Origin of the sequence: Streptomyces avidinii, from assembly GCF_014650695.1 — a bacterium.
GTDB classification, from domain to species: Bacteria; Actinomycetota; Actinomycetes; order Streptomycetales; family Streptomycetaceae; genus Streptomyces; species Streptomyces avidinii.
The window spans coordinates 1-645 of record NZ_BMVL01000065.1; the positions used below are offsets into that span (position 1 = coordinate 1).

Sequence of the window (645 nt, forward strand, 5' to 3'; positions counted from 1 at the left end):
CACCCGACACAAACTCCGGCGCCGGCAGAGCCCTACGATCCAGCTTCCCGTTCACCGACAACGGCAGCGCGTCCAGAACGACGACCGCCGACGGAACCATGTACTCGGGAAGACGACCCGCGACGAACTCCCGAACGCCCTCCACCTGCACGGAACCCTCGCCGACGGCGACCACGTAGGCAACCAGACGCTTGTCACCCGGCACATCCTCACGAGCGACCACAGCCGCCTGCGCCACCTGCGGATGGGCCGCGATGACGGCCTGGACCTCGCCGGGCTCGATGCGGAAACCGCGGATCTTGACCTGCTCGTCGGTACGGCCCAGGTACTCCACCTGACCGTCGGCCGTCCAGCGCGCGATGTCGCCCGTACGGTACATCCGCGCGCCCGGCTCGAACGGGTTCGCGACGAACCGCTCCGCCGTGAGCGCCGAGCGGGCGGCGTAACCACGGGCCAGCTGCACGCCGGCCAGGTACAGCTCGCCACCGGCCCCGACCGGGACCGGGTCGAGGGCCGCGTCCAGCACGTACACCCGGGTGTTGGCGACCGGTGCACCGATCGGTACCGTCCCGGTGCCCTGCTCCCGACGGCACTGCCAAGCCGTCACATCGACCGACGCCTCCGTCGGACCGTAGAGGTTGTGCA

At 70.2% G+C, this 645-nt stretch carries 1 protein-coding gene; it reads right to left on the reverse strand.

All coding sequences use genetic code 11. The annotated features are described in order from the left end of the window. Nucleotides 1-645 (reverse strand): AMP-binding enzyme (locus IE257_RS37760; protein WP_189974654.1); only part of this gene is annotated, 645 nt, incomplete at both ends.